This window comes from Limnoglobus sp., from assembly GCF_059499385.1.
Genome location: NZ_JCABYM010000068.1, coordinates 34,092 through 57,788, shown reverse-complemented (window position 1 = coordinate 57,788; position 23,697 = coordinate 34,092). Strand labels below are relative to the sequence as shown.

At 70.3% G+C, this 23,697-nt stretch carries 8 protein-coding genes; 7 read left to right on the top strand and 1 reads right to left on the bottom strand.

Going from position 1 to position 23,697, the window contains the following annotated elements; all coding sequences use genetic code 11:
* The first annotated feature begins 161 nt into the window (after nucleotides 1-161).
* Together AC5JJ2_RS12745 and AC5JJ2_RS12740 are read left to right on the top strand one after the other, a co-directional pair.
* The gene (locus tag AC5JJ2_RS12745; protein ID WP_495858371.1) at nucleotides 162-1,031 is read left to right on the top strand and encodes an alpha/beta hydrolase; all 870 of its coding nucleotides are present in this window, start codon (nucleotides 162-164) and stop codon (nucleotides 1,029-1,031) included.
* 227 nt (nucleotides 1,032-1,258) lie between these two features.
* A complete protein-coding gene (locus AC5JJ2_RS12740) occupies nucleotides 1,259-2,644 on the top strand; it encodes a hypothetical protein (protein WP_495858370.1) in 1,386 nt (461 codons plus the stop codon).
* Between the two features lie 67 nt (nucleotides 2,645-2,711).
* Here AC5JJ2_RS12740 and AC5JJ2_RS12735 read toward each other — a convergent pair whose 3' ends face one another.
* Nucleotides 2,712-6,335, bottom strand: coding sequence for a beta strand repeat-containing protein (locus tag AC5JJ2_RS12735; RefSeq protein ID WP_495858369.1), 3,624 nt, complete (start codon nucleotides 6,333-6,335; stop codon nucleotides 2,712-2,714).
* Nucleotides 6,336-6,815: 480 nt separating this feature from the next.
* On the opposite strand from AC5JJ2_RS12735, the gene AC5JJ2_RS12730 reads away from it, so the two are divergent.
* The 5 genes from AC5JJ2_RS12730 (at nucleotide 6,816) to AC5JJ2_RS12710 (ending at nucleotide 23,503) form a co-directional block, all read left to right on the top strand.
* Nucleotides 6,816-10,130, top strand: a complete 3,315-nt coding sequence (locus AC5JJ2_RS12730; RefSeq protein ID WP_495858368.1) for a caspase family protein — start codon at nucleotides 6,816-6,818, stop codon at nucleotides 10,128-10,130.
* Nucleotides 10,131-10,229: 99 nt separating this feature from the next.
* Complete coding sequence (locus tag AC5JJ2_RS12725; RefSeq protein WP_495858367.1) at nucleotides 10,230-11,720, top strand: hypothetical protein; 1,491 nt, start codon at nucleotides 10,230-10,232, stop codon at nucleotides 11,718-11,720.
* Between the two features lie 168 nt (nucleotides 11,721-11,888).
* Nucleotides 11,889-16,625, top strand: coding sequence for a serine/threonine-protein kinase (locus tag AC5JJ2_RS12720; RefSeq protein WP_495858366.1), 4,737 nt, complete (start codon nucleotides 11,889-11,891; stop codon nucleotides 16,623-16,625).
* A 30-nt stretch (nucleotides 16,626-16,655) separates the two neighbouring features.
* Complete coding sequence (locus AC5JJ2_RS12715) at nucleotides 16,656-17,564, top strand: D-alanyl-D-alanine carboxypeptidase family protein (protein ID WP_495858365.1); 909 nt, start codon at nucleotides 16,656-16,658, stop codon at nucleotides 17,562-17,564.
* 182 nt (nucleotides 17,565-17,746) lie between these two features.
* Nucleotides 17,747-23,503, top strand: a complete 5,757-nt coding sequence (locus tag AC5JJ2_RS12710) for a Calx-beta domain-containing protein (RefSeq protein WP_495858364.1) — start codon at nucleotides 17,747-17,749, stop codon at nucleotides 23,501-23,503.
* The last annotated feature ends 194 nt before the right edge of the window (nucleotides 23,504-23,697 follow it).

Below are 23,697 nucleotides of genomic sequence, written 5' to 3'. Positions count from 1 at the left end.
GACTTCCGAAGTCCGGCTTCGACTTCGGAAGTCGATCCCCCGCGGGGGCGTTCCTCTCTCCCCTTTTGATCCCTGCGCCGTTCGACTTCCGAAGTCGAAGCCGGACTTCGGAAGTCGGGCTACAACAACCGCCCCGAATCCCTCTTCCTTCGGAGTGTCCCATGCTTCGCGCGCTGCTCGCCGTACTGGTCCTCACCCCGGCCGCCCTCGCCGCCGACCCGCCTTTGATCCACCTCTGGCAGAACGGCCCGCCCGGCTTCGAGGGCAAGAAGGACGAGAAGGAAGTCCGCGACCGCGAGAGCAAGACGACCGGCGAGTACCGGCTCACCAACGTCCACAACCCCTACGTCACCGTTTTCCTCCCTTCGAAAGAAGCGGCCACCGGCGCGGGCGTCGTCGTCGTGCCGGGCGGCGGCCACCGCGAGCTGTGGGTCAAGCACGAGGGCGAGAACCTCGCCGCGTGGCTCGCTGAAAAGGGAATCGCGGCCGTCGTGCTGCGCCACCGGCTCCCCCGCGAGAAGGACTCGCCGTACAAGCTCGACGTTCACCCGGCCCAGGACGGCCAGCGCGCGTTGCGACTGATGCGGAGCAAGGCGAAGGAGTGGAACCTCGACCCGGCCCGCATCGGCATGATCGGGTTCTCCGCCGGCGGCGAGACGGTGGCGATGGTCTGCCGCAAGAACGAGAAGGGCGACCCGAATGCAACCGACCCGATCGACCGGGAGAGCGCCGTGCCGAGCTTTCAGGCGCTCGTTTACGCCGGGCCGCTCGGCATCCGCGGGGCGGACGTGACGAAGGAGAACTCACCGCCGACGTTCCTGCTCGTCGGCGACGAGGACGGGGCCGGGGCGTGGCTGGTGCAGCACTACCTCGACCTGAAGAAGCTGAAGGTCCCGGCCGAGCTGCACGTCTACGCGAAGGCCCCGCACGGGTTCGGGTTCCGCCCCGGCCGCGCGACCGGCAAGCCGTGGGAGACGTGGCCGGCCCGGTTCCACGAGTTCCTCGAAACGCAGGGGATGCTGAAGAAGTGATGCCCGACCGCGCGGCGGCCGGAACTTGAACCGAACTTCCGAGCCGGGCCGGATTGCCGTTGAAGCACGGCAACCCGCGCCCGGTTTGTGCATTATTTCGCCCTGCGTGTCCGAAATACCGATTCCCCGGCTTACGATTCCTCTTCCTCGCGTGCCGGGAATGTCGCTTCTAGGGATGAGCGGCGGTCGCACGACGGCGGCCGGCCGAACCCTTCCCCGAGGTCGCCATGACGGCGCGTAACAAACTCCTCGCCTTGGCTTGCGGCATCGTCGGCCTCTCCTCGCCGCTGGCCGCGCAAGACCCCGGCATCGAAACGGTCTCTTGGCCGTTGAAGAGAGGCCCCCGGCTCGCGCCCGCGGCCCCGCCGTTGGTCTGCCCGCCGGCGGTCGCGCCGGCCTGCCCGCCGGCCGTCGATCCGACCGCGCCGACGCCGCCCGTCGCCCCGATCCCGCCGATCCAGCCGGACACGAACGCCGCGCCGCTGCCGTCCAACCTGACGGCCGCCCTGACCGGGGCGGAAGCCGGCGGCACGTCGGCCCGCGCCACCGGGTTGCCGCAGGTGTTCGGCGACCTGCTCGGCGGCGGGTTCATCGCCGGGCCGCTGCCGGTGCTCGTCAACCCGGACGGCACGTTCGCCGGGCAACTGCCGGTCGTCGTCAATCCGGACGGCAGCCGAGAACTGGTCGGCGGCATCGGCCGGTTCGAGCCGACGGACGAGAACATCCTCGGCCGGGCGTCGTCGCCGCAGCCGGGGGCGCGCGTGATCGGCGTGCTGCCGGGCAAGGGGCAGGTGTTCGACCCGTCGCTCGCGGACTTCGTCGCCCGCGTGCCGCAGGTCGTCCGCGGGGCGTTCAAGGTGACCGAGAACGACACCCCCCGGCCGACGACGCGGGCGTACTTCACGTACAACTTCTACGACCAGGTGAGCCGGTCGATCGGCGGGTTCGAGGTCCCGCGGATCGTGCTGCACCAGCAGGTCTTCGGGTATGAGCAGGCGTTCGCCGACCGGCAGTTCTCGGTCGGGATTCGGTTGCCGTACAACCAGCTGACCAGCCCGCGGTTCGTGAACGAAACCAGCCTCGGCGACATCACGCTCACGTCGAAGGCGGTGCTGCTGGAGAACCCGCGGACCGGGAACCTGATCTCGGCCGGCATGTTGCTAACCGTGCCGACCGGCTCGCTACCGTTCCCGAGCAGCATCACCGGCACGAACATCCGCGGCGTGCTGTTCCAGCCGTACCTGGGGTACATCTTCACCGGCCTGAACGGCCGGGCGTTCGCCCAGGGGTTCAGCTCCGTCATCATCCCGTCCGAGGACAACGACGTGACGTTCATGTCGAACAGCGTGAACGTCGGCTACCGGCTGTTCGAGTTCGAGACGGGGCGGCTGGCGGCCATCGTTCCGGTCGCCGAGTGTCACGTGAACACGCCGTTCGACAACCGCGGCCGGCGGTCCGAGCCGGTCGGGTTCGTGGACTCGGTGACGTGCCTGGGCGGGACGCACTTCCTGTTCCGCAGCGGGGCGAGCATCGGGTTCGCGGTCGGCACGCCGATCACCGGCCCGCGGCCGTTCTCCTTGCAGGCGACGCTCCAGGCGGGTTTCCAGTTCTGATTTGAAACGTGGAAACGGCGTGGCCCCGGTCGAAACACGACCGGGGCCACGCCGTTTGTTGCTTCGATCAACCGACGTAGATGCTCGACGTGCCGATGTCGCCAAACGGCAGGATGGTGTCGAGCGTCTCGAGCGTGTCGCCTTCGGTCAGGCGGAGCCGCTTGATTAGCCCGTCACTCCGGGTTCCGGGGCCGATCACGATCGTCGGCTCGCCGTTGACCGGATCGCCGCCGGCCACCCGGACGCCGCCGCGGAACGACGGGTCGAACCCGGACGCCGCCGGCCCGGCCGTGACACCGGCGTCCGTGACGAAGAACGTCCGCACCTCGGACGGGCGGTCCAACTCGTCGAGGATCGCCCGGCGGCCGGCCTGCAACCCGTCCGTGTTCGGCAGCGACGGGAAGAATGTCTCCAACAGCGTGCCCCGCGGGTCGGCCGTGCTCTCCGGCCCGACGACGATCACGCCGCCGCCGCCGAACTTCGGGGCCACGCCGACGAACACGCCGCCCCGGTACGTGCTGTCCAGCGCGAAGAAGCTGGCCTGCTTGGACAGGGTGTTGTCGGCGTCGATGTCGTAGACGATGACGTTCGGCCCGCCGGAGATGCCCGGCCCCGTAACGATCTCGGCGGTGTCGTCGCCGGCCTCTTGGTCGCCGTCCACGTCGCCGACGGCGACCCGCACGCCGCCGCGGAATCCGGGGTCGTAGGCGAAGAAGTCTTGCACCACCTCGAACGTCGCGCCGTCGCGGACCTGGACCCGCGGCCCGCCGAGCGACCCGGCCCCGACGACCACGTCCGCCCGGCCGTCACCGGTCACGTCGCCGACTGCAACGAACACCCCGTTGGTGAACGTCTGTTCGTAGGCGAAGAACGACGCGAGGACGCCGCCGGTCTTGCCGTCGATAACGACGACCCGCGGCCCGCCGCCCGGCCCGGCCCCGGCGGCCACGTCGTCGAACCCGTCGCCGTTGAAGTCCCCGGTCGCGACCCGGACGCCGCCCCGGAACGTGGACTCGAACGGCTGGAACTGGCGGCTGAACTTCCCGTCGTTCGTGAACAGCCGGACGAGCGGCAGCGCCCCGGCCCCGGTGGACGCGGCGAACAGCTTGCCCGGATCGACCACCTCGTCGTCGCCAGTGATGGTGAACGTGTGCGTGGCCGGGTTGCCGACGACGGCTTGCGTCCCGGTCGCGTCCGCCTGCACGGCGAGGGCGAACACGATCGTCTCGTCGCCCTCCTTGCTAAAGTCTTCGACGAGGTCGAACGCGATGTCCTTCGTCGTGGTCGTGAAGTTCCCGGCGGGGAACGTCAGGTCGGTCGGGTTCGTGAACTTGTAATCGACGCCGTTGGTCGCGGTGCCGCCGCTGCTGACGCGGACGGTGATCGGTTGGTCGAGGCCGTCCGGCCCCGCGCCGACGGCAGTGACGGTCAGCTGCACGGTCGCCGTCACGCCCGTCACGTCGTCTTCGAGCCGGCTATTCGCGGCCTGTGTGAAGCTGAACACGGCCGTGTCGTTGTCCGTGATCGTCGCCGTGTCCTGGGCCTTCGCGACGGTCACGAACGCGTCCACGCCGGCGTCCGTCGCCTTGTTGGCGACCTTCGCGTCGAACTGCTCCGCCCCCTCGACCCGGCGGTCGTCGATGATCGGCACGGCGACGGTGACCACCTGCGCCTTCGCCGCGAACGTGAGCTTCGACGCCGTGACGGTGAAGTCCGCCCCCGCCGTGGCCGGCCGTACGCCGACCCCGGCGAGCGTCGAGAAATCGACCGACACGTCCTTCGACACCGGGTTCGACAGCGTCACCGTGTAGATCAGGTTCGTCCCCTCGGCGCTCGTCGCACCGGCGAGCGTGATCGTGGCCGTGTCGTCGTTGGTGATGACCCCCTTCGCCGTGTCCGTCGCGTCGATCTGAGTCGGCGACCTGAACGACCCGAGGAGGACGACGTTCGCCAGGCTGACGGTGAAAAACTCGTCGTTCGGCTCGACGAGGTTCTCGTTCAGCACGACGACCTGGAACGTCTTCGCCTCCCCGGCCGTGCCCGCGAACGTCAGCGTGCCGGTCGTGGCGGTGTAGTCCCCGTCCGCGACGAGGGCGGTGCCGTCGGCCGTTTTGTAATCGACCGTGAACCCGCCCTGGACCGGGTTGGACAGCGTGACGGTGAACGTCATCGGGCCACCCGCCTCGGCCTGCGTCACGTCCTGGATCGTGAGCGTCGTCGCGTCGTCGTCGAGAATGGTGCCGGTGCCGACGTTGTCCGTCGCGGAGATGAAGACCGGCTGCCCGCCGTCCACCAGCCCGCCGAGGGTGACGGTGAACGTCTCGTCCGCCTCGACCGCGGCGTCGGCGGCGGTAAGGACCGTGACCGTCTTGCTCGTCGTCCCCGCCGGGAAGCTCACGACTTGCCCGGCGAGGGCCGTGTAATCGTTGCCTGCCACGGCGGTGCCGTCGGCCGTCGTGACCGTCACGGACGTGTCCGCGTCCACCGGGTTCGACAGCGTGACGGTGAACGTGACCGGCCCGCCCTCGACGGCGGAGGCGGTCCTCGTGATCTTGAACTCGGCCCCGTCGTCGTTCGTGATGGTGCCGGTGGCCGTGTCCGTCGTGTCGATGCCCGCCGGGTCCGTGCCCGCGGCCGGGACGACGTTGAACAAGCTGACGGTGAACGCCTCGTCCAGCTCGACCGTGTTGTCCGCGATGATCGTCACCGCGAACGTCTTCGTCTCCCCGGCCGTGCCGGCGAACGTCAACGTCCCACTCGTGCCTACGAAGTCGCTGCCCGCGGCCGCCGTCCCGCTCGTCGTCTGGTAATCGACCGTGAACCCGCCCTGGACCGGGTTGGACAGCGTGACGGTGAATGTGACCGGCCCGCCGTCCTCGGCCTGCACCACGTCTTGGACCGTGAGCGCCGTCGCGTCGTCGTTGACGATCGTGCCGATGACCGTCCCTTTGGCGATGGTCACGGCCCGGCCGTTTGCGTTCAACCCGCCTAACGTGGCGGTAAACGTCTCGTTCGGTTCGACCACGGCGTCCGCGACCGTGCCAACCGTCGCGCTGGCGTTCAACGACCCGGCCGGGATCGTGATGACCTGCGGCGCGGTCGCGAAGTCCGTGGTCTCGGTTGCCGTGTCCCCCGCCTGCTTGCTAGGCGTCAGCGTCACCGTCACGGCCGTGTCCACCGCGTTCGACAGGGTTGCGGTAAACACCACCCCCGCCCCCTCGACCGCCGCCGCCGGGGCAATCGTCACCGTCGCCGAGTCGTCGTTCAGGATCGTCCCGGTCGCCGTGCCGTCCGCGATGGTGTCGTTGATCGACGGGTTGCTCAACGTGACGGTAAACGTCTCGTCTAGCTCGACGGTCGTGTCGCCGTTGACCGTCACGCTGATGGTCGTGCTCGTGTTCCCGGCCGTGATCGTCCCGGTCCCGACGAGGGCGACGTAGTCCGTACCCGCCGTCGCCGTCCCGTCGGCGGTGGCGAAGTCGAACGTGATGTCGCCGGGACTGGCGGGCACGTCGGACGTGACGGTGAACGTCAGCGTGTTCCCTTCGATGGCGACTGCGTCCCCGATGCTGATCGCCGCGGGCGTCACCCGGTCTTCCAACTGTAGAAGGGTCGGCCGGAGGCCGGGGCGGGCGGCGGGTTTGCGAGCGGTCGTCCGGGGGAACCGGGCCTTCAACCAGGTAGGGGCCATGGGAGGGACTCCGCGCGATGTGGACGAACGAGGGTGAGATTCGACGGCCGACCGCGTCGTCGTGGCCGTTGCGGACGGATTACGGGCATCGTAATGTATGGAGCAAACCCGGGCCTGGTACAAGCCCTTTCAGGTGGTACAGTCGGAATAACTTCGCCGAGCGCCCGGAAAGAATGCCCAAGTCGATCAATCCGACCTAACTGAGTACGACGACCCGTCCCGAACGGATTCCGAACTCATGGACCCGCCGTGCAGACCGCCCAGGGCGGCCCGCGGCTCAGCCACCTGGCCACGACGAGCAGCGGCCGCCGGCCCTTGTTCGTCTCGCCGTTCATCTCCGGCGGCTAGCGAATCGGAAACCGGGCCGCGGTCCAGGCCGTACTCTCAGTGCGGGCGTCGCCTTGTGTTCGGCCGGTTCGTGCGGGATGATGGCATGGTGTCTCGGTCCGCAGCCTTCTCATCGGAACGCGGGGTGACGGCGTGAGGTCGTTTCTGTTCGTCGTGGCCCTCGTCGCCGTCGGAGACGCTCCCCGCGCCGCGGCGCAAACCGCCCGGCTGCGGGAACTCGACCCGGCGATGGCCGTCCGGTCGCTCGGCCGCAGCGGCGCGTGCGACGCCCTCGCGTTCACCCCGGCCGGCGAACTACTCGGCGTCGGCGACGACAAGGTCCTCCACCGCTGGGCCGTGACCAACGGCCGCCTCCGCTACCTCGAACCGTACCTGTGGAACACGTTCCGCGAGACCCGCGGCGCGATCTACGCCCTCGCCCTGTCGCCCGGCGGGAGGTTCGCCGCCGTCGCCGGGTACGGGCGGTTCACCTCGGACGTGTCGGTCCTCGCCCTGGCCGGCGACCGTACCGGCGAGATCGTTCACGGCCTGTCGTCCGGCACGCACAAGGACTACGCCGCCGGCGAGGCCGTCTGGGCGCTCGCATTCGACACTTCCGGCAACCGGCTGGCCGTCGGGCACGACGACGGCTCCGTCTGGGTCTGGACGCTGACGACGAACGCGATGCAACAAGTCGCACGGCCGAAGGCAGACAAGGCAAAGGAAGGAACCCGCGTGCTGTGGGTCGGGTTCGCCGGCGACCGCGTCCGGTTCGTCCGCGCCGACGGCGGGGTGTTCGACGTTGCCGCCGATGCCACCGCCGACCCGCAGCCGACGTGGGCGTTCGAGAACGGGCCGCTGTATCAGGTCCGGGCCGCCGCCGCGGCGGGTACGTTCGTGGCGTCGCCGCTGCGACAGGCGGGTGAGTTTTCCGCTCTGGAAGTCCGCGACGACCGCGGCCGGCTTCGAGGACACTTGAAGTACAACCGCGAGAAAGTGGTCAACCGCGTGGCCATCGACGCCGACGGGCAGCGGGTCGCCGTCGGGCTGAAGGACGCCGCCCAGGAAGGCCGCACGTTCTTCCAGTGGGCAGATGGGTCCGTCGAGGTTTTCGACATCAGCGGTTCGCGACCCCGCAAGATCGCGACCTCCGACAAACCCCTGGGCTTCGCGCCGGAGGCGTTGGCGTTCGACGGGACCGGCACGCGGCTCGCCGTCGCCGCGGGGCCGGACCACGAGACGAGCCTGTGGGCCATCGAAGGAACGTCCCTCAAGCAGACCGGCATTCAGTCCGGCGTCGGGTCGAGCCTGTGGGAACTCCGCGTCGCGCCGGACGGGTTCGCCGTCGGCTTCCGCGACCGGCCGGCGCTCGACCCGAAGCACCCGAACGCCCGCGGCGACGGCCCGTGGCGCGTCTTCGACCTGAAGGCCCGCCAGTGGAAGCGCGACGAGCCGCCGGCCGGGGCCGCGCTCAACACCGTCAACGGTTGGAAGATCGAGTTCGACGCGAAGGACGAGTCGAAGTGGACGCTCGTGTCGGCCGACGGCACGTTCCGCTACCCCATCGTCCTCGACCCGCTGCGGGACGAGCGGCCGATCTGCTACACGTTCCTGCCCGCGAGGCCGGACACGGACCGGGTGCGGCTGGCCGTCGGACACTACTGGGGGTTCAGCGTGTTCGAGGCCGGGCCGGGCGAGAAGCCCCGCCGCGTCCGCTGCGCGTCCGGGCACGCCGGGTACGTCACGTCCATCGTCCCCGCGGCCGACGGCAAGCTCCTGTTCACCGCCTCGCGGGACCACACGCTCGCCGTCTGGAGCACGGACGACTGGAAGCACCACGGGGAACTCGGGGCGGCGTTCGGCGTCGAGGAGAACAAGCTCGTCGTGAAGGAGATCGACCCCGGCGGCCCGGCGTGGGAGGCAGGGTTACTGCCGCGGGACCGGATCGACCGGCTGATCGTGGACGGGGCGGAGGTCGTGAAATCGACGGAGTGGCTCGAACGCCTCGGCAGCCCGGTTCCGGGGCACGAACTCGCGTTCGTCGGCAAGCGGCCTGGCGCGACCGAGCCGGTACGGGCGAAGACGCTCCTGTTCCAACGGCCGCAGTGGCGGTTCTTCCCGACCCGCGACGACGAGTGGGTCCTCTACCGCTACCAGGACTTCTATTACGATTGCAGCACGAACGGCGACGCCTACGTCGGCTGGCTGGTCGGCGGAAAGACGGCCGCCGACTCGCCGCGGTTCTTCCCGGCCGAGCAGTACCGGAAACTGTTCCACCAGCCGGACCGCGTGCGGCAGTTGCTCGAACGGTTCGCCCGCACCCCCGGCGAGCCGTTCTCCCCGGACGTGCTGCCGCCCACCATCGCGGCCAAGCTCTCGGCCCCGGCCGCGGACGGGTCGGTCGCCGTGGACTTCACCGTCACGCCGCGGCGGAAGTACGCCGCCCCGGACCAATCCATCCCGCTGGAGCGGGTCGAACTCTGGCTCGGCGACACGGACAACCTCGACCACCTCTTCTGGGAGGAAGTCCCGACCCGGCCCGAAGAGGTATTCGAGCAGAAGAAGCTGACGATCCCGGCCACGCTGTTGCGGAACGGGACGAACCGGCTCGTCGTCGTCGCCTACGCCCAGGGGGTGCGGACGGAGCGGGCGCTGGACTTCGAGACGAAGATCGTCGTGAAGCGTGCCCGCAACCTCCGCGGGCTGGTCGTCGGCATCGACGCCTACCCCGGCGGGAAGTGGAAGAAGCTGGAGGCGAGCGTCGCCGACGCGACGGCCGTGCACGCGGCGTTCAAGTCGCTCGCCGACGCCCGGTTCTTCGACAAGGTCACGTTCGAGGAACCGCTGCTCAACGAGAAGGCCACGCCGGAGGCGATCTTCGCGGCCATCGACAAGCTGACGGCCGAGGCCGGGTCGGAGGACTGGACGATGATCTTCCTCGCCGGGCACGGGCACGGGAAGGTGCGGAACGGCGTCGTCGAGCCGGGGACGTGGTACTTCGTCGGATACAATCCGGAGAAGAACGCGACGGCCGAGGTGTCGGGAAAGGCGATCTTCGACAAGTTGAAGGCGGCGAAGGGGCGCAAGTTGATCTTCCTCGATGCGTGCCATTCGGGGGCGGCCGACGAGTCGCGATTGGGGGATGGCGCGCGGGACCTGCGGCCGGACGGCAAGGGGCCGGTCGTGCTGACGGCCGCGGCCCCGGACCAGTTCGCGTGGGAGGCCCCGGTCGAGGTCGGCGGGAAGCTCACGACCCGCGGGTTCTTCAGCACCGGCCTGGGCGAGAGCCTGAACTTCCGCCGGGCCGACGCGGACACGGACGGCGACGGCATCCTGACCGTCGGCGAGGTGTTCCTGTTCACCCGCGGCCGCGTCCGGGAGCTGGTACGGCAGTACGAGAAGCCGCCGCAGACGGTGCAGATGTCGCCGAACCCGCTGTGGGGCCTGCCAGTGACGCGGGTGAAGTAGGGTGGGCCGAGTCTTCGAGGCCCACCGGTGGGGCGAACGCCGACGCGGTGGGCCTCGAAGACTCGGCCCACCCTACACATTGACGGAACGAGGTGCGTTGTGACTCGGTTGCTCACGGTTGTCGTCGTCGCGGGGCTGGCCGTCGGCGGCGTTCGCGCGGACCAGATCGACAAGAACATGGTCGCGCAGGCGGACCAGATCGCGGCCGCCGTCGGCAAGCTCGGCGTAAGGAACGTCGCCGTCCTGAAGTTCGAGTTCAAGGCCGGGGCCGGGGACGGCTCGTTCACCGCCGGGACCGTCAACGCGCGGATGGCGACGCGGCTCGAAAACCTGCTCATCCTCACGAACGACCCGAAGAAGCCGCGGATGATTTTGTCCGACGCCGGGCTCGTGCTGGCGGAGACGGCCGAACGCACAAAGACGCCGATCACCTGGCGGACGCAGGCCGGCCGCAAGCAGATCGCGCAGGTCGGCAAGCTGCCGCTCGCGTGGGACGATTCGACGAAGCTCGCCCCGGACGGGTTCGTCACCGGCGAGGTCGTCACCGCCCCTGACTACCAGACCACGACCGTGAGGTTCTACGGGTTCACGACCGCCGACCCGGCCGCGCTCAAGGAACTGTACACGCTCGACGACAAGGCGGGCGGGAGCGGCATCCGGACCGACCGCGGCATGTTGGCGAGCTTCGGCCAGAGCTTCAACCTGACGGCCAAGTCGCGGTCCCTCGGCATGGAGGCGGACGACGAGGAAGCGGCCCAGGACGCGGCCAAGCGGGACCAGTCGAACGCCCCACCGGTCGCCGCCCAGGGCCAACAGCCGGACGACACGCAAAGCCCCGTCCGGCTGCAAATCTTCTTCGACGGCAAGGAGCAGCCGTGGGCCCAGGACAAGGGCGAGCCGCGGATCGCGGTGACGCCGGGGGCCAAGCAGAAGGTCCACTTCGTCCTCACGAACACGAGCGCGACGGAGAGCTACGGCGTGCTCCTCGCCGTGAACGGCAAGAACACGAACGCGATCAGCAACGACTCGCTCATGGACAAGGCCGCCCACGAGCAGCGGAAGTGGGTGCTCGGGCCGAAGGACTCGTACAAGATCGAGGGCTTCTACATTAACGCGGACGGGAAGTACAACCCGTTCGAGGTGCTGCCGGAGGACGAGTCGGCGCGGGCCTACGACCAGTTGAACCCGATGTTCCGCGGCAAGATCAGCCTGCTCGTGTTCGGCAAGCGGGCCGAAGAAACCGAGAAGAAGGTCGAAGTGAAGCCGGAGGCGCAGAAGGTCCGCGACGACACGGCTACGGCGACGGCCCTCGACCTCGGCGGCGGGGCGTGGAAGATTCGCAACACCGGCAGCCTGGTGGCCGCGCAGAAGCTGCTGAAGGACTCGACGCACGTTTCCGACGCCAACGGGTCGCTGGCCGTCGCGGTCGTCGAGAAGGCGAAGTACGCGGCCGGCAAGCGGGGGCTTCTCGCCGCGTCCGGGGAGACGCGGACGAGCGGCGAGATCAAGAAGGTCGCCATCGAGTACGACCCGCTGCCCATGTGCTGCGTCCACGTCGTTTACTACGTCCCGGCCGCGAAAGGTCGCTAGATTTGACGTAGGGCGGGTCAAGGCTTTGCGCCGACCCGCCGCGGGGACCGCAACCGCTTCGGAGAACCGCCGAACCGGCCGGGGGGCGCGACGGCGGGTCGGCGCAGAGCCTTGACCCGCCTACGAGGACCGAGCGGGCCGCCCTCATCACCTTCCGCGGGAATTCGCATGGCTCGGCGCAAGCTCGACGTGGGCGACCAACCGATCGCCGGGTATCAACTCGTGGAGTTCCTCGGGCAGGGGAACTTCGGCGTCGTCTGGAAGGCGGTGGACACCGAGTCCGGCATCTTCGTCGCCATCAAGATGATCGACCTGTCCCGCAGCCCGAGCGCCCGCAAGGAGCTGAAGGGCCTCAACCTCGTCCGCAACCTCCGCCACCCGAACCTCATCCCGATCTACACCGCCCGGCTGAAGGACAAGGACGGCCACGAACTCCCACTTCACAAGGCGCAGGAGGTTCAAGAGAAGGATCAACTCAGCGAACTCGTCATCGCGATGGGCCTCGGCGAGCAGAACCTGTCATCCCGGCTGAAGGAGGTTAACCCGCCGGACACGCCGCCGGCCGAGTTGCGGGGCCTGCCGCTGGAGGAAGTCCTCGGCTACGTCCAGGGGGCGGCGAAGGGGATCGACTTCCTGAACAAGGCCGACCACGGGATCGGCGCGGGCGACGGGCCGATCATCCACTGCGACATCAAGCCGGACAACATGATGCTCGTGTCCGGCGAGGTGCAACTCGCGGACTGCGGCGTCGCCGTGCTCGTCACCCCGGACGCCCGGCAGACGAAGGCCGCGTTCTCGCTCGCGTACAGCGCCCCGGAGCTGACCGGCAACAAGCCGATGCCGGGCACGGACCAGTACGCGCTGGCCATCAGCTACTTCGAGCTGCGGACCGGCGGGCTGCCGTTCGACCGGGCCATCGGCCAACTCGGCCTCATGCTCGCGCACGCCGAGGGGTCGCTCGACTTCGCCCACCCGGCCCTCTCGCCCGGCGAGACGCAGGTGCTGAAGTGGGCCACGTCGCCGCAACCGAAGTCCCGCTACCCGTCGTGCCGGGAGATGGTGAAGCAACTGGAGCGGGCGGCGGCCGGCCTCGACCCGGTGTCGCCGGCCGGCGTCGTGCCGAGCAAGTCCGGGTCCGTGGCGATTCCGCATCAACCGCCGCGGCGGGTTCCGGAGAAGCCGGCCCCGCTCGCCGGGACGCAACCGCCCGCCGTCGGGTTGGAAGTGAGTTCGGCCGCGATCATCCTCGACGTTCCGCCGGACGACGCGCTGTTCGAGACGCACATCCCGAACGTCGGGACCGACCCCCGCGAGACGCCGGTGGCCGAGGGCAAGACGCAGACGCCGGCGTCCGGCATCGACGTGGGGCCGTACAACAAGACGCTCACCGGCCCGGACGTGTCGCTTCCCGTGGCCGACGAGAAGCCGGCGAAGGTGGACCGGCCGAAGCTCAACCGCGAGGCCGACGACCCGGCCGGGCCGCTGCTCGGGACCGTCGCCCTCGGCGACGAACTCCAGGCGATCCTGCGGGGCGAGCAACCGCCGAAGCCGTCGCCGCCGCCGACCGTGCCGGTCGCGGTGACGCCCCCGCCGCGGCCGAGTCCGCCGGTCACGCCGAGCCACCACAAGACGAAGTCGTTCCCGGTCGTCGAGGAGGAGGAATCGACGCTGCCGTCGCCGAAGTGGCGGTCGAAGCCGAACATCTCGCCGCCCGCCGACCCGCGGCCGACCTCGCCGCCCCTGCCGGTGAAGCCTCCCGCGCCGCCGCGGAAGGCCGGCCTCGGGCTGCCGGCGAAGGTGCTCATCGGCGGGCTGCTCGCCGGCGGCGTCACGTTCGGCGCGCTGGCGGTCTTCAAACCCTTCAGCGACCGCCCGCCCGAGAAGAAGATCGACGAGACCAAGACCACCGTGCCACCGCCGCCACCGCCACCGGTGGACGACGACTTTAAGATTCTCGACACCGTCCCGGCCGACCGCTTTCAGGAGACGGTCAACGAACTGTCGAAGAAGCAACTCGCCCCGGAACAGCAACAGAAGCTCGCGCGGAAGCTAATCGAGATCGGTAAGGCGGCCCCGGACCGGCGGGCGTTCGTCACGGACGTGCTGACCGCGGACAGGAAGTTCGCCGACCGCGTCCCGGACGCCGGCAGCCGTTCCGAGGTCGTCGGCTGGCACGTCCCGAAGCTAGAGGCGAACGAGTACGCGGCCGCAACGTCCGCGATGCAGAAGGTCGGGGTCGCGGCCACGGCCGAGAACGTCGAGGCCGCGAAGAAGCGCGTCGGCGAGCTGCGGGCGGCGGCCGACGCCCTCGGCGAACGGTTCGGCCGGACCGAGTTGCCGGCGAAGGTGCGGACCTTCCTCGCCGCCGCCGACGTGTGGGCCGCCGCCCGGTCCGGCGAGAAGCCGAACCTGACGGCCTACGCGGCCCTGTTCAAGACCGAGGCCGACGTGCCGCTCCCCGGCCCGTTCGCAGTCGAGCTGATGCGGCTCGGCACGAAGCACGCCACGCCCGTCGCCGACCTCCGCTCTCTCCGCGACCGGACGAAGGCATGGACGACCATCCCCGCCGCTGAGAAGCAGCAACTCCAGGACCTGTTCCAGGAGGCGCTGGCCGTCCACGTCCGCGACGCCCTGACCGCGAACGAGCCGAACCTAGAACTCCTCCGGCAGGCGTGCGGCGAGGACGACGCGCAGGGGTGGGTGCGGCTCGCGGCCGCCGAGCAGACGACGGCGCGGCCGGACGCCCCGGCGGCCAACCGGTTGCTCGACGAGGCCGAGAAGTTCCCGGCCACCGAGTCAACGGCCGCGGACAAGAAAGCGTTCGTCTCCTTCCTCCGCGCCGTCTCGGAGAAGGGCGAGGCGTCCGCCGAGAAGCTGTTCGAGCTGTACCAGAAGCCGCCGAAGATTCTGACGACGCCCGCCCGACAGGCTCGCGCCGCGACGGCCCTGGCCGCGCCGGTCCTTCAAATGAAGTTGCAGGACAAGACGAGCGAGGACCTGCTCGGCGAGAAGTCCAACCCGTACCCGAAGGACGTGAAGGCCCTCGGCTGGCTGAAGAAGGCCGACGAGCTGAACGGCAAGGACCACAAGGAGTGGGCCATCCCGCTCGCGCTGCTCGCGGCCGCGTGCGGCGACCGGCCGACGGTCCGGGCCGTGACCGGCATGCGGACGCTCGACCCGGCGAAGGTGCTGGACGAGGACCTGCCGCTGGCCGCCGCGTTCCTCCGCCTCCAGGCGCAGGACAGCGAGCTGCCGGACGAGGACCGGGCGACCGCGGCCGCGGCGTTCGCCCGCGTCGGCTTCCGCATCGTCGAGAAGAGCTTCACGGGGTACGAGAAGCAGCGGGACGTTCACGCCCTGGAGCGGAAGCTCCTACCGAAGATCGACGCCGTCGTCGAGGACGCCCTGCCCCGCGCCCCGATGGGCAGCGGGGACGCCCTGGCCCTGCGGGTGGCGCGGGTCCGGTCGCAGGTCGCCCTGGACGCGCTAGCCGCGGACCGGCAGACGGCCCTCGCCGCCGAGCTGACGTTCCTCATCAACCAGATGGCCGGCCAACACCCGGACAAGGCCGACGCCCACGCCTTCCGGGCCTACGTCGCGATCCAGGGGTTCAACGCCTACTCCGACGGGTCCGGGAAGCCGGTCGGAAACCTCGTCGCCGCGCCGGAGGACGACCGGGTCAAGGCGTGGCAGCAGATTTCCCAGGACGCGGCCGCCGCCCTGCGGCTCGACCCGGCCAACCGGGTCGCGCACACGATAACGGCGTACCAGGTCGCGGCGGAGTTCGACGCGCTGCCGCCGTTCGCCGCGCCGAAGGCGGCCCGCAAGGCGGACTTCGTGGCGAATGAGCCGCGGGGGGCGAAGGCCGTCGCGGCGTTCGAGGCGGCGGACAAGGCGATGGGGCCGCGGAAGTCGGTCGCGTTCCACGCGGCCCGCGCCGGGTTCCTCCTCGCGCTGGCGACCGACCTCGCGAAGGCCGGCCGCGCGGCGGCCGCGAGGCCGTACCTGGACGCCGCCGAGGCCGCGGTGGCGAAGGCCGACGCCCAGGCGTCCGACCCGATCCCCGGCGTCCCGGCGGACAAGCAACTGTTCGCCAAGCGGTACGACGAGCGGCGGCTCCGCGGGTGCGTTCAGGAGGCGCGGGCGTGGGTTCTGAAGGAAGCCCCGGCCGAGAACTTCAAGAAGGCCGTCCTGGCGCTGAAGCTCGACCGCGCCCCGCGGACGGACGTAGAATTTGAAGGCTCGGTCGATCTCGCCCGGTGTCTCATCCGCGGCGTCCGGGCCGGCCACCTGCCGGAGGCGCAGCGGCTGGAGGCCGAGGGCGTGCTCGACCGCCACCTGAAGGCGCTCGACGACCTGGCCGTCGAGCTGCAGCGGAACCCGGCCCTCGCCCGCGACCTGAAAGCCTCCGTCGAACGCCACCGGACGCGCGGCGAGTACTGGCGGTCGATCCTGTTCGTCCACCGGGCGGAGGCGCAACTGGACGACCCGAACGCGACGCCGCGGGCGAAGGCCGACGCGACGAAGCAGCTCGAAGACGAGGCCGACAAGCTGGAGCGGCTGGCGAAGGCCGACCCGGCACTAGAGCAGACGACGGCGTTCGTGCCGGACTCCCTCCGCGGCCGGGTGGCGCTGAAGAACAACAAGGCGGCGGTCGCGGCCGGGCACTTCCGCAAGGCGTTCGACGCGCTCGCCCGGAAGACGCCGGCGGAGCGGCCGCTGCGGATCGACGACACGTTCGCGGTGAAGGCACTCGTCCACGAATTGACCGGCTGCTACACGTTCCTGACGAACACCGACCGCGGCCGGCGGAAGGCCCTGCTGACCGACCTCGAACGGCAGTACGGCTGGCTCCTGACGGACGCGGACCGCGAGTTGTTGAAGACCGTCAGTAAGTTGAAGTGACCCCCCGCCCCTCGCGAAAGGCCGTCGCCCATGACGTGGAAGCTAATCGTCGCCGCCGTCCTCGCCGTGACGCCGATTCCCGCGTTCGCACAAGCCGAGAAGGCCGCGGCCGACCCGCTCGACGGCCCGCCGTTCGTCACGGCGAAGAGCTGGATCGTCATCGACGCGAAGGCCGGCACGGCCCTCGGCGGCGGGAACGAAGCCGAGGCCCGGCCGATGGCCAGCACGTCCAAGGTCATGACCGCGTGGGTCGTCCTCCGGCTCGCGGCCGCCGACGCGAAAGTCCTCGACGAGACGGTCACGTTCTCGGACCGCGCCGCCAAGACCGGCGGCAGTTCGGCGAAGCTCGAAGCGGGCGAGAAGCTGGCGGTGCGGGATCTCCTCTACGGCCTCCTGCTGCCGTCCGGCAACGACGCGGCCGTCGCGCTGGCGGAACACTTCGGCCCGCGGTTCGGCACGGCCGACGACGGCGACGGCCTCGCCCGGTTCGTCGCCGAGATGAACCGCCGGGCGAAGGTCCTCGGCCTCAAGGAGATGGCATACAAGGACCCGAACGGCCTGAGCCGGGAGAACGTGTCGAGCGCCCGCGACCTCGCGGCCCTCGCGCGGGAGGCGATGGCCGACGACCGGTTCCGGGCTTACGTGGGTACGCGGCGGCATTCCTGCGAGGTCGTCGAACCCGGCGGCGGGAAGCGGGCGGTGACGTGGGCGAACACGAACAAGCTGCTCGACATCGAGGGGTACGAGGGGATCAAGACCGGCACGACGACGCCCGCCGGCAACTGCCTCGTGGCGAGTGCCAAGCGGGGCGACGACCGGTTGATCGTCGTCGTCCTCGGCGCGACCGCGACCGACGGCCGTTACGCGGACGCCCGGAACCTGTTCCGGTGGGGTTGGCTCGAGCGCGGGGGTAAGGTGGGGGCGAAAAACGGGAAGTGACTTCGGACCGCAGCACGAATCCGGCCGCGATTCAGGCCGCAACCGACGCGGCCGAAACGGCCGGCCTCCGTTCAACAATTCTTCTCACATTTTTGCATTGTACAGCCGTCTAGTTTTTGGTACTTTTTCGCCACTCATCCCCACTTGCAATCATTCCCGCCCACGCCCGGAAAGACCCTCCCATGCCCGACCGCTCCCGCCGACGGAAACCCGTCCCCAAGTTCGACCGTCCGGTTGCCCGCCTCTCGTACCTGGAGCTGGAAGACCGGGTGACGCCCGCCACCCTCGGCGACTTCGTCTTCCGCGACGCGGACGGCGACGGCCTGCAGGACGCCGGCGAGGGCGGTGTGAGCGGCGTCGTCGTCCGGCTCATCAACAACGGCGCGGAGGTCACCCGGACCACGACCGACGCCAACGGCAAGTTCGGGTTCGAGACCGCCGGCCTCGCCGCCGGGTCCGGGTACTGGCTGCAACTGCTCTCGATCCCTGCCGGGTTCACGCTCAGCCCGGTGAACGCCGGGGCGGACGCCATCGACAACGACTTCTACAGCACGTCCGCGTGGACGGACTACATCACCGTGGACCCGGCGGTCAGCAACTTGAACGTGGACTGCGGCCTCGTGCCGGACAGCCCGCCGCCGCCCCCGCCGCCGGGCGGCGCGGTCTGGGGCGACTTCGTGTTCAAGGACGCGAACGCCAACGGCCTCCAGGACGCGGGCGAAACCGGCGTCGCCGGCGTCGGCATCCGACTCATCGGGCCGACCGGTGCCACCGTCGGCACCGCCACGACCGACGCGAACGGCCAGTATTCGATCAACGTCGGCGGCCTCGCCGCCAGCCAGTATTACTACCTTCAACTCGCGTCGATCCCCGCCGGGTACGCGCTCAGCCCGGCGAACGTCGGCAACGACAACCTCGACAACGACTTCTACAGCTCCTCCGCGTGGACGAACTACTACACGCTGTCGCCGACCACGACGAACCTGTCGATCGACTGCGGCCTCGTGCCCAACAGCCCGCCGCCGCCCCCGCCGCCGCCGCCCGCGACGACGTTCACCGTCAGCAACGGGACGGTGGACGAGGGCCAGGAGACGAGCTTCACGATCACGATGTCCCAGCCGCAGGCGGCGCAGGTCGCGGTGTCGTACACCCTCGACGGCATCGGCACGGCCAGCCCGAACGTGGACTTCGTGCCGGTCGGGTTCGTCTACGGCGGCCTCCTGATCTTCCCGGCCGGGACGACCACACGGACGGTCGCGGTGCAGACCATCGGCGACACGGTGGCCGACTCCGGCGAGACGATCCAACTGCGGATCAGCGGCGGGACCGGGGGCGTGACGACGCCGCCGGTCACGGGGACGATCACCATCACCGACGTGCCGAACCCGAAGCCGGCCCTCCGCACGCTCTACCCGACGGTGGACGAGGGGAACGCCGGGACGACGCCGCTGACGTTCAACCTGACGCTGACGGCCCCCAGCCCGAACCCGATCACGGTGGACTACGCCACCGACGGGTTCACCGCGACGGCCGGGGTGGACTACGAGGCGACCGCCGGCAGCGTGACGTTCGCGCCGGGCGAGACGGTCAAGTCGGTGACGGTGCTGGTGTACGGCGACACGCAGTTCGAGGGGAACGAGTCGTTCAACCTCGCCCTGACCGGCGGGGCGGACGTGGCGATCATCGAGCCGCGGCCGGTCGGCACGATCCGCAACGACGACCCGACGCCGACGCTGGTGATTAGCGACGTGACGGTCGTGGAGGGGAACGACGGCACGCGGAACGCGGCGTTCACGCTGACGCAGTCCGAGCCGTTGGCCGGGACGTTCCAGTACAGCTACTCGACGCAGGCGGGGACGGCCCTGGCCGGGGCGGACTTCACGGCCGCGGCCGGGTCGTTCTTCATCCGGGCCGGCGAAACGTCGTTCACGATTAACGTCCCGGTCCTCGGCGACACGTTCACGGAGGCGGACGAGACGTTCACCGTCACCGTCGCGCCGGTCCAGGGCGGGGCGAACATTATCGACCGGATCGGCCAGGCGACGATCCAGAACGACGACCCGACGGCCGGCACGATCCGGCTGCCGGCCGCGGCGTGGGGCACGGTCCGTGACGCCGGCAACGACGGCACGTACGAGACGCTCACGTCCGGCGGCAGCCCGACCGTCACGACCTCGTACATCGCCCCGAACAACCAGCAGGCGGTGTTCGAGTTCGACGTGTCGGCCGTCGTCGAGTCGGACGTGCAGTACGTCCTGTTCGAGTACACCTCGCCGCACAGCCCGACGGCCGGGGCGTTCCCGATCTACGTCTCCGCCTACGGCGGCAACGGCGTCATCGACCTGACCGACGGCACGACCGGGATCAACTTCGTCGGCGAGGGGACGGTCAACAACCCGGACGGCGGCCGCCGGTCGGTCCTGCTGAACCGCGACCTCATCCTCAGTCTGGTCGGCAACGGCACGCCCTGGCTCGGCATCCGCCTGCAGCTCGCCGGGTTCGCCGGCGGGTTCGGCGCGATCAGCACCCCGCCGGCCGGCCCGGCGACGGCCCCGGCCCTCGTGTTCGGGACGACCACGCCGGTCGTGCCGGCGCTGACCGTCGGCGACACGTCCGTGTCCGAGGCCGCAACCCCCGCCCTGCCGCGGCTGACGTACACGCTCACCCTCTCCGAGCCGACGGTCATCCCGGTGCGGGTGCGGGTGAACACGTTCCCGTTCTACGGGACGGCGACCGAGGGCGTGGACTACAACCCGCTCGACGCCTACGTGACGATCCAGCCCGGCCAGCTCACGACCACGGCCGAGGTCGTCGTCCGCACGGACAACGTCTTCGAGTTCGACGAGACCGTCGATCTGTTCGCCACCGAGGTGTACGGGGCGACGCTGACGAACCCGAACGGGTACGCGACCGGCACGATCGTCAACGACGACCCGTACCCGGTCATCTCGTCGTCGGACGTGACCGTGGTGGAAGGGAACAGCGGGACGAGCCTCGCCGTCTTCACCGTCACCCTCAGCAACCAGTCCGCCCTGCCCGTGTGGGTGACCGCCTACACCACCAACGACACGGCGATTTACCCCCGCGACTACGAGCAGACCGGCGCGTTCCTGTACTTCCAGCCGGGCGAGACGACGAAGACCGTCGCCGTGCCGATCGTCGCCGACACGTATCCGGAATCGACCCGCCGGTTCTTCCTGAACTTCGCGGAGGCGAACGGCGGCGAGATCGGCACGCCGCAGGTGAGCGGGTTCATCACCGACGACGACCCGAAGCCGGTGGTCAGCCTTTCCGTCCCCGGCCCGCTCGCCGAGGGGAACTTCGGCCAGACGGACGCCGAGGTCGTCCTCACGCTGTCCAACTACAGCTACGACCCGGTGACGGTGACGTTCGTCACCGAGGACGGCGGGGCCGTGCCGGGCGTGGATTACATCGACGTGTCCGGGGCGGTCACGTTCGCCCCCGGCGAGCTTCAGAAGGTGGTCCGCGTCCCGATCCTCGGCGACCTGCACCTGGAGGCGGACGAGCAGTTCTTCTTCAAGATGCGGACGACGCAGAACGCCATCATGGGCACGCCGACGCACCTGCCGGTCACCATCGTCAACGACGACATCCCGTTCCTCGCCATCACCCCCGGCACGACGGTCGGCGAGGGGACGCCGATGACGTTCGAGGCGGTCGTCAACGACCCGGACCCGGTGACCGGCATCACGTACTGGTGGGCGGTCCTCTCGAACGGCGTCCTGATCGACTTCGGCTCCGAGCGGGTGTTCAGCTGGACGCCGCAAGACGACGGGCCGTACCTGCTCGTGTCGAACGTCGCCGACGGGAACGCCGGGGGCATCTACCAAGATCGCGTGCTGACCGTCACGAACGTGGCCCCGACGCCGACGCTCGCCGGGCTGCCCGCGAGCGTCCCGGAGGGGACGGCGATCAGCCTGACCGCGACGGCGACCGACCCCGGCCCGCTGGATACGGCCGCCGGGTTCACGTTCGCCTGGACGGTGTTGAAGGACGGGGCCGACTACGCGGCCGGGAGCGGGGCCGCGTTCGACTTCACGCCGCAGGACGAGGGAACCTACGCCGTCCGCCTGACGGCGACCGACGCGGACGGCGGGGCGGGGACGACGACCGCGACGCTGACCGTCACGAACGTTGCCCCGACGCCGACCGTCGCCGGCGTCCCGGCGAGCGTGGCCGAGGGCACGGCGATCAACCTGACCGGCTCCGCGACCGACCCCGGCGTCCTGGACACGGTCGCGCTGACGTGGGCCGTCACCAAGAACGGGACCGCCTACGCGACCGGCAGCGGGGCCGGCTTCTCCTTCACGCCCGACGACAACGGCCGCTACGTCGTCACGTTGACGGCGACCGACGACGACGGCGGGGCGGCCGCGACCTCGGCCACCATCGACGTGGCGAACCAGGGGCCGGCCCCGACGATCCTGAACGCCCCGCCGACCGTGGCCGAGGGGACCGCCCTGACGCTCACCGGCGTCGCGACCGACCCCGGCGTCCTGGACACGGTCACGCTGACGTGGGCCGCCACGAAGAACGGCGACCCGTTCCTGACGGGCAGCGGCTCGACGTTCACGTTCACCCCGGACGACGACGAGGACACGTACTACGTCACGCTGACCGCCACCGACAACGACGGCGGGTCGGCGACGTACACCACCCTCGTCTTCGTCACGAACGTGGCCCCCGCGCCGACGATCCTGGGGCTGCCGGCGACGGCGGCGGAAGGCACGGCGATCGACCTCACCTCGGCGGTCGCCGACCCGAGCGGGTCCGACACGGCGGCCGGGTTCGTCTACGCCTGGTCGGTGACGCGGGACGGGACGCCGTTCGCCGCCGGGGGCGGGCCGGCCTTCACGTTCACCCCGACGCCGGCCGGGACCTACGCCGTGACGTTGACCGTCACGGACGACGACGGCGGGAGCGGCACGACGACCGCGAGCGTGACGGTCGAGAGCGTCACCCCGACGGCGGCCGTCGCCGGCCCGGCGGCCGCCGTCCGCGGGCAGGCGGCGGCGTTCACGGTTTCCGCGGCCGGCCCGGCCGCGACCGCCCCGGTCACGTACACGATCGCCTGGGGGGACGGGTCGCAGGAGACGGTCACCGGCCCAGCCGGCGGGGTCGTGGTGGCGCACGCCTACGCCGCCAGCGGCAACTACACGGTGAGCGTGACGGCCCGCGCCGCGGCCGGGGCGACGAGCGCCCCCGCCACCCGCGGCGTCTCCGTCGTCGCCGCCCTGCTCGCCGACGGCACGCTCACCGTCGGCGGCACGGCCGCCGCGGACACGATCACCCTCCAGCCGGTCACCGCGGCCGGCGACGTTCGCGTGACGATCAACGGCAGCGTCGTCGGCACGTTCGCCGCCCCGGCCCGGATCGTGACGGACGGGTACGGCGGGGGCGACGCGGTCACGCTCCTGGACAGCAAGATCGGCGGCACGACGTACCGCGTCGCGGCCCGCACGTTCCTGATCGGCGGTGACGGCAACGACACGCTCGACGGCCGCAAGGGGTCCGGGCCGATGGTCGTCCTCGGCGGCACGGGGGCGGACCTGCTGTACGGCGGTTCCGGCCGGGACATCCTGATCGGCGGGACCGGGGCGGACACGCTCCGCGGCGGCGCCGGCGACGACGTGCTGATCGGCGGCTCGACCGCCCACGACTCGAGCCTGTCCTTGCTCGGCGTGCTGCTCGACGAGTGGACGCGGACGACCGTGTCCTATGCCACCCGCGTCGGCCGGCTCCAGGGCACGCTCTCCGGCGGGCTGAACGGCACGACGTACCTGAACGCCACGACCATTTCCGACGACGCCGGGGTACGGGACGACCTGTGGGGCGACGGCGACACGGACTGGTTCGTGATCGACGTGAACGACCGCGCCCGCGACCGGGCGTCCGGCGAGACGCAGACGAACATCTGACCCCGTCGCCCGGCACGGCCACCGCCGGCCGTGTCGAGCGACGGCGGCCCGTCCGACGGAGCCGGCCGAAGGCCGTCCTGCCTTCAACGACCAAACCGGGCGAAACCGAATCGGTCCAAAAAAGGCACGACAATTCGCACCGGCCGATTGACCGGGCCGGTATTTCGCGGTACTGTTGAGCGGAGTCGCCGGCC

Bases quoted from the DNA above. Each gene is read 5' to 3' on its own strand.
- AC5JJ2_RS12745 (WP_495858371.1), top strand. From the start codon at position 162: ATGCTTCGCGCGCTGCTCGCCGTACTGGTCCTCACCCCGGCCGCCCTC.
- AC5JJ2_RS12740 (WP_495858370.1), top strand. From the start codon at position 1,259: ATGACGGCGCGTAACAAACTCCTCGCCTTGGCTTGCGGCATCGTCGGC.
- AC5JJ2_RS12735 (WP_495858369.1), bottom strand. From the start codon at position 6,335: ATGGCCCCTACCTGGTTGAAGGCCCGGTTCCCCCGGACGACCGCTCGC.
- AC5JJ2_RS12720 (WP_495858366.1), top strand. From the start codon at position 11,889: ATGGCTCGGCGCAAGCTCGACGTGGGCGACCAACCGATCGCCGGGTAT.
- AC5JJ2_RS12715 (WP_495858365.1), top strand. From the start codon at position 16,656: ATGACGTGGAAGCTAATCGTCGCCGCCGTCCTCGCCGTGACGCCGATT.
- AC5JJ2_RS12710 (WP_495858364.1), top strand. From the start codon at position 17,747: ATGCCCGACCGCTCCCGCCGACGGAAACCCGTCCCCAAGTTCGACCGT.